The sequence below is a fragment of the Brevundimonas sp. UBA7838 genome (assembly GCF_002500885.1).
Taxonomy (GTDB): domain Bacteria; phylum Pseudomonadota; class Alphaproteobacteria; order Caulobacterales; family Caulobacteraceae; genus Brevundimonas; species Brevundimonas vesicularis_C.
The window spans coordinates 1-8,983 of the sequence record NZ_DLTK01000018.1 but is presented as its reverse complement, the minus strand read 5'-3'; the positions used below and the strand labels follow the sequence as shown (position 1 = coordinate 8,983).

Below are 8,983 nucleotides of genomic sequence, written 5' to 3'. Positions count from 1 at the left end.
ATAGCCGTGCGGCAGCAGCATGGTCAGGCCGCTCATGCGCAGCCACTTGCGTTCGCCCGAAGAGATGAACTGGTCGATCACCACCTGGGCGCCGTTCACGAAGTCGCCGAACTGGGCTTCCCACATGACCAGCGTATTGGGGTCGGCCAGCGAATAGCCGTACTCGAAGCCCAGCACCGCCTCTTCAGACAGGGCGGAGTCGATGACTTCGAAATTGGCCTGGCCTTCGCGCAGGTTGTTCAGCGGGATGTAGCGCTCTTCGGTCGTCTGATCGATGATGCCCGAGTGACGCTGCGAGAAGGTGCCGCGCACCGAATCCTGACCCGACAGACGGATCGGAAAACCTTCATCAATCAGCGAGGCGAAAGCCAGGCTCTCGGCCGTGGCCCAGTCCAGGCCCTGGCCCGAGGTGATGGCTTCGCGGCGACCGTCGATGACGCGCTTCAGCGTCTTGTGCATGTCGACGCTGTTGGGGATCGTGGTCAGGCGGTGGCCCAGGTCGGTCAGCTTGGCCAGCGGCACGGCGGTGTCGCCGCGCAGCTCGTCCTTGGGCGACTGGAAGCCCTGCCACTGGCCATCCAGCCAGTCGGCCTTCTCGGCGGACCAGGTCTTGCCGGCCTCGAACTGCTCGTCGAGGAATTTCTCGAACCGCTCGACCTCGGCGTCCACCTCGGCCTGGCTGATCACGCCTTCGGCCACCAGACGCTGCGAATAGAGTTCGCGGGTCGAGGGCTGGGCGCGGATCTTCGAATACATCAGCGGCTGGGTGAAGGTGGGGTCGTCGCCTTCATTGTGGCCGAAGCGGCGGTAGCAGAACATGTCCACCACCACGTCCTTGTGGAACTTCTGGCGGTATTCGGTGGCCACCTTGGACGCGAAGACGACGGCCTCAGGGTCGTCGCCGTTCACGTGGAAGATCGGCGCCTGGACCATCAGGGCCACATCCGACGGATAGGGCGACGAGCGCGAGTTGCGCGGGCTGGTGGTGAAGCCGATCTGGTTGTTGATGACGAAGTGCAGCGTGCCGCCGGTGCGGTAGCCCTTCAGTCCCATCAGGGCGAAGCATTCCGCGACCACGCCCTGGCCGGCGAAGGCGGCGTCGCCATGGATCAGCAGCGGCACGACCTTGGAACGGTCCAGCGCCCACTGGCCCTCGGGCACGCCCTCGTTGGCCTCGCGAATGTCGAACGCCTGTTTCGCGCGCGCCTTGCCCAGCACGACCGGGTTGACGATCTCGAGGTGAGACGGGTTGGCGGTCAGCGACAGGTGGACGTGGTTGCCATCGAACTCGCGGTTCGACGAGGCGCCCATGTGATATTTGACGTCGCCCGAGCCCTCGATGTCGCTCGGCACGGCCGAGCCGCCCTGGAACTCGTGGAAGATGACCTTGTAGGGCTTGCCCATCACGGCGGCGAGCACGTTCAGGCGCCCGCGGTGAGCCATGCCCAGCACGACCTCGTCGACGCCCAGCGAACCGCCGCGCTTGATGACCTGCTCCAGCGCCGGGACCATGGCCTCGCCGCCGTCCAGACCGAACCGCTTGGTGCCGGGGAAGCGCTTGTGCAGGAAGCGTTCGAAGCCTTCGGCCTCGACCAGCTTGGACAGGATGGCCAGCTTGCCTTCCTTGGAGAAGGCGTTCTGCTCGAACTTGTCGGCACCCTCGAACCGCTGCTGCAGCCAGGATTTCTCTTCCGGTTCAGCAATGTGCATGAACTGGATGCCGATATTGCCGCAATAGGTGCGTTTCAGGATCTCCAGCACTTCGCGGATCGTGCCGGTCTGAAGACCAAGCACGCCGTCCAGGAAGATCGGACGGTCCAGATCGGCGCCGGTGAAGCCGTAAAACTCGGGCGTCAGCTCGGGGTTCTCGACCGGCTGTTCGATGCCCAGCGGGTCCAGTTTGGCCTGCAGGTGCCCGCGCACGCGATAGCTGCGGATCAGCATCAGGGCGCGGATGGAGTCGTGGGCGGCGGCGCGGATCGCATCGGCCGAGACGTCGGCGGACGCGGCCTTGGGCGCAGCAGCAGCCGGCGCAGCGCCGGCCTTTTTGGGATCGGGCTTCGGCGCCGGCCAACGACCGTCGAAGACGCCGGTCTCCTCCGTGGGTTCGGTCGCCACGCCGCGACCCCAGCTGCCGGCGCCGGCCGAGGCGGTCACCAGCGCGGCGTTGTCGCGCAGCTGGTCGAAAAAGGCTTTCCATTCGGCGGAAACGGAGCCGGGGTCTTTCGCCCACTTCTCCTGAAGCTCCTCGACGTAGGCCGCATTGGACCCGTAGAGAAATGAGGTCTCGGCAAAGACCTGGTTCAGCCGACCGGCATCGTCCGCCATCGTTTCGCAATCCCTGGGCCCCGACGGACACATCTCCGTGAGGGGCGCGCCCGTCATATAGGCGTCGTTTCCTGACGGGTCATGACCGAAACGGGGCAATTTGGTAGGAAATTGGTCGCAGGCCCAAGAAAAAACGCCCCCGGCCTGAGCCGAGGGCGTTCATCGATGCGTCACACGGCATTTTTGATGCCGAAAAGGCGCTCAAGCAGCGAGGTGCCGCGCGGCGAGCGTAGCGCCCGCGCGCAGCACGCACTTGGAAGCCTCAGCCCTTCAGAACTTCGACCAGGGTCTTGCCGAGGCGCGCAGGCGATTCCGACATGCGGATGCCGGCGGCTTCCATCGCCGCGATCTTGGATTCCGCATCGCCCTTGCCGCCCGAGACGACGGCGCCGGCGTGGCCCATGGTGCGGCCCTTCGGAGCGGTACGGCCCGCGATGAAGCCGGCCATCGGCTTCTTGCGGCCCTTCTTGGCTTCGTCGATCAGGAACTGGGCGGCGTCTTCTTCCGCGCCGCCGCCGATTTCGCCGATCATGATGATCGAGGTGGTTTCCTCGTCGGCCAGGAACAGCTCCAGCACGTCGATGAATTCGGTGCCCTTGACCGGGTCGCCGCCGATGCCGACGGCCGTGGTTTGGCCCAGGCCTTCGTTGGTAGTCTGGAACACGGCTTCATAGGTCAGGGTGCCCGAACGCGACACGATGCCGACCGAGCCCTTCTTGAAGATGTTGCCCGGCATGATGCCGATCTTGCACTCGTCCGGCGTCAGGATGCCGGGGCAGTTCGGGCCCAGCAGACGCGACTTGGAGCCTTCCAGGCGACGCTTGACCTTGACCATGTCCATCACCGGGATGCCCTCGGTGATGCAGGTGATGAAGGGGATTTCGGCGTCGATGGCTTCGATGATGGCGGCGGCCGCGCCCGACGGCGGGACGTAGATCACCGAGGCGTCGGCGCCCGTGGCGTCCTTGGCTTCGGCGACCGAGGCGTAGATCGGCAGGCTCTCACCGTGCGATCCGGTCCAGTTCGTGCCGCCCTTGGACGGGTGCACGCCGGCGACCATCTGGGTGCCGTGATAGGCCAGCGCCTGTTCGGTGTGGAAGCCGCCGGTCTTGCCGGTCAGGCCCTGGACGATGATCTTGGTGTTCTTGTCGACGAGAATGGACATGGGTCTGTGCTCTGAATTCGATGTGTCAGCGGGGCGGTGGCGAGTAAGGCCGAAGCCTTAGCCGACCGCCGCGACGATCTTCTGGGCGGCGTCGTCGAGGTCGTCGGCGGCCTGGATGGTCAGGCCCGACTCGTTCAGGATTTTCTTGCCCAGTTCGGCGTTGGTGCCTTCCAGACGCACGACCAGCGGCACCTTCAGGCCCACTTCCTTCACGGCCGCGACCACGCCCTCGGCGATGACGTCGCACTTCATGATGCCGCCGAAGATGTTGACCAGGATGCCCTGGACGTTCGGGTCGGCGGTGATGATCTTGAAGGCTGCCGCGACCTTCTCCTTGCCGGCGCCGCCGCCGACGTCGCAGAAGTTGGCCGGCTCCTTGCCGTACAGCTTGATGATGTCCATCGTCGCCATGGCCAGACCGGCGCCGTTGACCATGCAGCCGATGTTGCCGTCCAGCGAGACGTAGGCGAGATCCCACTTGGACGCTTCGATTTCCTTGGCGTCTTCTTCGGTTTCGTCGCGCAGTTCCTTGATGTCGTCGTGGCGGAACAGGGCGTTGCCGTCGAAGCTGACCTTGGCGTCCAGAACGCGCAGATGGCCGTCCTTCATCACGATCAGGGGGTTCACCTCCAGCATGTCCATGTCCTTCTCGACGAAGGCCTTGTACAGGGCGGGGAACAGCGACTTGGCGTCTTCGGCCGCGGCGCCCGTCAGGCCGTAGGCGGCGGTGATGGCGGCGACGTCGGCGTCGGTCACGCCCGCGCTCGGGTCGATGACGATGTTCTGGATCTTCTCGGGCGTGTCGTGGGCGACGGTTTCGATGTCCATGCCGCCTTCGGTCGAGACGACGAAGGCGATGCGGCCATAGGCGCGATCGACCAGCAGCGAGCAGTACAGTTCACGCTCGATGTCGGCGCCGTCCTCGATGTAGAGGCGGTTGACCTGTTTGCCGGCGTCGCCCGTCTGGGCGGTGACCAGGGTGTTGCCCAGCATTTCCTTGGCGTGGGCGACGGCTTCCTCGACCGAGAAGGCCAGGCGAACGCCGCCCTTGGCGTCGGCGGGCAGTTCCTTGAACTTGCCCTTGCCGCGGCCGCCGGCGTGGATCTGCGACTTCACGACATAGAGCGGACCGGGCAGCGACTTGGCGGCCGCCTCGACCTGATCGACCGACGTCACCGCGACGCCTTCGGCGACCGGGGCGCCAAAGCCTTTGAGGACCTGCTTGGCCTGATATTCGTGAATGTTCATGGGGGACCGTCGCAACCGCTGCTGGGAGAGTTGCGGGGCTTATAGGCCCCACCCCTTCGCAGGTGCAACCGTCCACAGGCCCCCTTTAGTCGACCCAGTCCCTCTTGAGGGTGCGCGACGCCCCGATCAGCAGGATCGCGGCGAGCACATAGAAGCCCATGCCGGTGTATATGGCCCAGCGCAGGCTTTCCTCGCCGAAGCGCGGCGCCAGCAGGTCGCTCATCCAGCCGAAATAGTAGAAGCCGACCGCGATCCCGAGCAGATTGTTCAGCAACAGGAACAGGGCCGAGGCTGTCGAGCGCATGGCCGCCGGCACCAGATGCTGGACCGCCGCCGTGATCGGACCCAGCCAGGCCAGGTTCAATCCGGTCGGCAACAGGAAGATCAAGAAGGCCAGGGTCAGCTGCTGAACGTGGCTGCCGCCGCCGGGCAGAACCAGGCCGATCAGCCACGGCGAGTTCATCGCCAGGATGAAACAGGGCGCCGAGATCAGGAAGGCGACGGCGGGCGTCAGCGGATAGGCGCCCTTGCCCTTCTTGGACAGCTTGTCGGCGATCATGCCGCCCAGCCAGATGCCCAGGATGCCGCCGATCAGAGCGATGCCGGAGTAGTAGATGCTGGTCTGTTTCAGTGTCAGGTCGAAGCTGCGCATGAAGAACAGGGGCAGCCAGCCGGCGACGCCATAGCCGCACACCGACGACGAGGCGGCGCCTAGGCCCAGGAGCCAGAAGCTGGGCTTGCGGATGACCACCGAGGCGGTGCGCCGCGCGATCATCAGCGACACGCCGATCACCACCGCCAGCAGGCCGCCGAAAGCGAGCACCAGCGGATTGCCGAGCGACATGCCCATCAGCCAGCTCAAGGCGCCGAGGATCAGCAGGCCGGCGCCGAGGCCCAGCATGATCTGGGCGGCGATCTTGCCGGCTCGATCCGTGCCGACGGGGGCGGCGGCCAGGGCCGCGACCTGGGCCTCGGTCTTGATGGCGTCGGTTCCGCCGCGCCTGGGATCACGCACCGTGAGACGCAGCAGGGGCGCGACCAGCACGCCCAGCAGGCCGACCACGATGAAGGCGGTGCGCCAGCCGTAGGTCGCCGCCAGCAGCCCCCCGACCAGGGTCCCCGCCGCCATGCCCAGCGGAATGCCGAAGGCGAAGGCCGCCATGGCCCGCGCGCGCTGATGCGGCGGGAAGTAGTCGGCGATCAGCGAATAGGCCGGGGCCACGCCGCCCGCCTCGCCGATGCCCACGCCCATCCGGCACAGGAACAGTTGGCCGAACGACCCGGCCATGCCGCACAGGGCGGTGAAGCCCGACCAGACGGCCAGGGCGCCGGTCATGATCCAGACCCGGCTGAACCGGTCCGCCAGCCAGGCCAGGGGAATGGCCAATGTCGAATAAACAGAGGCGAAGGCGATGCCGCCCAATAGGCCGAACTGGCTGTCGGACATGCCGAACTCTTCTTTCAGCGGCGCGGCCAGGATGCCGATGATCTGGCGATCCAGGAAGTTCAGCATGTAGATCAGGATCAGAACCGCCAGCACATAGTAGCGGTAGCCGGGCCGCTCAGGCCGCTCGGGCCGCGCCTCCTGGACCGTCAGCGTCTCCGTCGTCATCGTCGTTTCCCCTCGGCGTTTTGTTGTTTGTTGCGGCGAGCCTAGCCGCAACTCCGCCCTGTGCAAAATAGGCTTGGCGGAGCGAAAAGGGGCGGCGGCCCAGAGACCGCCGCCCCTCGTCGTCAGGCGTTATGAATGTGGATCAGAACTTCAGACCCAGGGTCGCCGTGACGGTGCGCGGCGGGCCGTAGAAGCCGATGATCGAGTTGCCGGTCAGGGCGCCAGGGAAGGTGTAGCCGCCGACGCGATAGCGTTCGTCGCCCAGGTTCTTGCCGTGGACGCCGAAGGTAAGGCGATCGTCTGACGAGGTCCAGACGATGCTGGCGTCATACATCCAGTAGGCGTCCTGATCGAGCAGCGGCGCGGGCGTTTCGAACTGCTGATAGGCGCCGCGGTAGGCGACCGACGGAATGAAGGCGATCGACGAACCGTTCTCCATGACCCAGTTGTAGTTGGCCGAGATCGATCCGGTCCATTCCGGCGTGTTCTGGAAGTCGCGCTGCGAGGATACGTCGACGACGCAGCCCGGCAGGGTCGGGCAGGACGTATTGCCCGAGGCCGTCGGGATATAGGCCAGGAACTGGTCGAACTTTGCGTCGATGTAGCTCAGCGATGCGTTGAACGTCAGGGCGTCGGTGGCGCGCACGCGGCCTTCGAACTCCCAACCGCGGATCGAGGACGAGCCGACATTGTCCACCACCGAGGCGACGGTCGCGCCGGCCGGATACTGGGTCGTGATCTGCTGGTTCTCGTAGCTGGAATCGAAGATCGCGGTGGCGAAGGTCAGACGACGATCCAGCAGCGAACCCTTCAGCCCGATCTCGTAGGTCTCGACGGTCTCGGGCGCATAGCCGTTGACGGTGGCGGGATACAGGACCGCATCGCCGCGCATGTCGAAGCCGCCCGACTTGAAGCCCTCGCCCCACGAAGCGTAGGCCGTCAGATCGGGGCCGAACTTGTAGTTGACCGAGACGCGCGGGGTGAACTTCTCGAACTCGCGGGTGCGGGTGTAGTTGGTGCGCGGCGCGCCCAGCGGCACGGCGGCGTTGTTGCCAAAATAGGGGCTGCGGATGCCCAGATACTGCTGACGGAAGACGGTGCCTTCCTTCTCGTCCTTGGTGAAGCGTCCGCCGACCGAGACCGACAGGGCGTCGGTGAAGTCATAGGAGAAGTCGGCGAAGGCGGCGTAGCTCTTGGTCGCCACAGAACCCGAGGTCAGGGTCGTCAGATTGGCCAGACCCACGACGGTGTCGAAGGCGCCCGAGGCGTTGGCGTCCATGTAGAAGACGCCGGCGACGCCGTTCAGGCGGCCTGCGCTGACCAGAACCTGGAACTCCTGGCTGAACTGGTCGTCGTCATAGGCGGCCGGGATGTCGAGGATGGGCTGGGGCAGGTTGTCGAAGTCGATGTTGCCGCGCGTCAGGCCTTCACGATAGGCGGTGATCGACTTGAAGGTGAACATGTCGCTCATTTCCCACTCGCCGGTCAGCGACACGCCGCGCGTCTGGACGCGGTTCTTGTCGCCGGCGCCGGCGTTGGTGTCATAGACATCGGCGGGCGACGGGGCGAACTCGCGGTGGCCGTGGCGCGCGTTGGAGTCGTCGTTCACCAGATCGCCGGCCAGACGGAAGAACAGGCTGTCGGTCGGGCTCCATTCCGCACTAGCGCGGAAGGCGGTCACGTCCTTGTTGTAGTGTTCGTTGCCGGTGTTCAGGTTTTTGCCGTAGCCGTCACGCAGATAGCGGGCGAGGGCGGCGGAGACCTTGAACTCGTCGCTGAACGGCAGCTGGGCGCTGGCGATCACGTCGCGCTGGTTATAGCTGCCGTAGGAGGCGCGCAGGCGTCCCTCGGGCTCGTCGGCATCGATGCGGCTGGTGACGTATTTGATGGCGCCGCCGATAGTGTTGCGGCCGTAAAGCGTGCCTTGCGGACCGCGCAGGACCTCGACCCGCTCCACGTCGAAGATGTCCAGAACGGCGGCCTGCGGACGGGCCACATAAACGTCGTCGATATACAGGCCGACGCCGGGATCGAAGCCCCACAGGGGATCCTGCTGGCCCACGCCGCGAATGAAGGAAATCAGGGTCGAGTTCGAGCCCCGCGCGGCGTTCAGCGTCAGGCTGGGCGTCGAGCGCGCCAGTTCGGTGATGTCCAGGGCGCCGCGCGCCTCAAGCTGTTCGCCGCTGACGGCGGTCACGGCGACCGGCACGTCCTGCAGGCTTTCCGCGCGGCGGCGCGCGGTGACGACGATGTCGTCGACGGTCGCCGCATCCTGGGCGTTCGCGGCCTGAGCGGTCGCCTCCGCGTCCTGGGCGACCGTGGCCCCCGCAAGCACGCCCCACGCCGCGCCGGCCAGCAGCGCGCACTTCACATGACGGTTCATGATCCTAGACCCCTTTGTCGTTTCCAGCCCGATGGACGCTTTTATTCAGCGTTCAATGATTTTCACGGAACCTACCCGGTTTCGGCCGTCTGTCAAACACTGGACTGACGCAGCGTCACTTGGATCGCCGACCGTGGCGCCGTTGCACCGTCGCGATCGTGCGCCTAGCCTTGCCGGATGAGCAAGCCGGACGCCGCCGCCCCCCTTCCCCGCCCCGTCGCCGCCGCGCGTCGCAAGGCGGCGGGCG

General features: G+C 65.9%; 5 protein-coding genes. All 5 read right to left on the bottom strand.

Annotated features, from left to right (window positions below):
* A partial coding sequence (locus B3T77_RS00910) for a 2-oxoglutarate dehydrogenase E1 component (protein ID WP_292076210.1) occupies nucleotides 1-2,328 on the bottom strand: 2,328 nt, incomplete at its 3' end.
* Nucleotides 2,329-2,590: 262 nt separating this feature from the next.
* Complete coding sequence (gene sucD / locus B3T77_RS00905) at nucleotides 2,591-3,493, bottom strand: succinate--CoA ligase subunit alpha (protein WP_045809475.1); 903 nt, start codon at nucleotides 3,491-3,493, stop codon at nucleotides 2,591-2,593.
* A 57-nt stretch (nucleotides 3,494-3,550) separates the two neighbouring features.
* Complete coding sequence (sucC, locus tag B3T77_RS00900; protein ID WP_017506562.1) at nucleotides 3,551-4,741, bottom strand: ADP-forming succinate--CoA ligase subunit beta; 1,191 nt, start codon at nucleotides 4,739-4,741, stop codon at nucleotides 3,551-3,553.
* Between the two features lie 85 nt (nucleotides 4,742-4,826).
* Nucleotides 4,827-6,353 (bottom strand): spinster family MFS transporter, encoded by a 1,527-nt coding sequence (locus B3T77_RS00895; protein ID WP_292076199.1) that lies wholly within the window; start codon nucleotides 6,351-6,353, stop codon nucleotides 4,827-4,829.
* A 142-nt stretch (nucleotides 6,354-6,495) separates the two neighbouring features.
* The gene (locus tag B3T77_RS00890; RefSeq protein WP_292076196.1) at nucleotides 6,496-8,736 is read right to left on the bottom strand and encodes a TonB-dependent receptor; all 2,241 of its coding nucleotides are present in this window, start codon (nucleotides 8,734-8,736) and stop codon (nucleotides 6,496-6,498) included.
* Nucleotides 8,737-8,983: the final 247 nt, after the last annotated feature.

Coding starts and splice junctions, on each gene's coding strand:
- B3T77_RS00890 (WP_292076196.1), bottom strand. CDS start 8,736: ATGAACCGTCATGTGAAGTGCGCGCTGCTGGCCGGCGCGGCGTGGGGC.
- B3T77_RS00895 (WP_292076199.1), bottom strand. CDS start 6,353: ATGACGACGGAGACGCTGACGGTCCAGGAGGCGCGGCCCGAGCGGCCT.
- sucC (WP_017506562.1), bottom strand. CDS start 4,741: ATGAACATTCACGAATATCAGGCCAAGCAGGTCCTCAAAGGCTTTGGC.
- sucD (WP_045809475.1), bottom strand. CDS start 3,493: ATGTCCATTCTCGTCGACAAGAACACCAAGATCATCGTCCAGGGCCTG.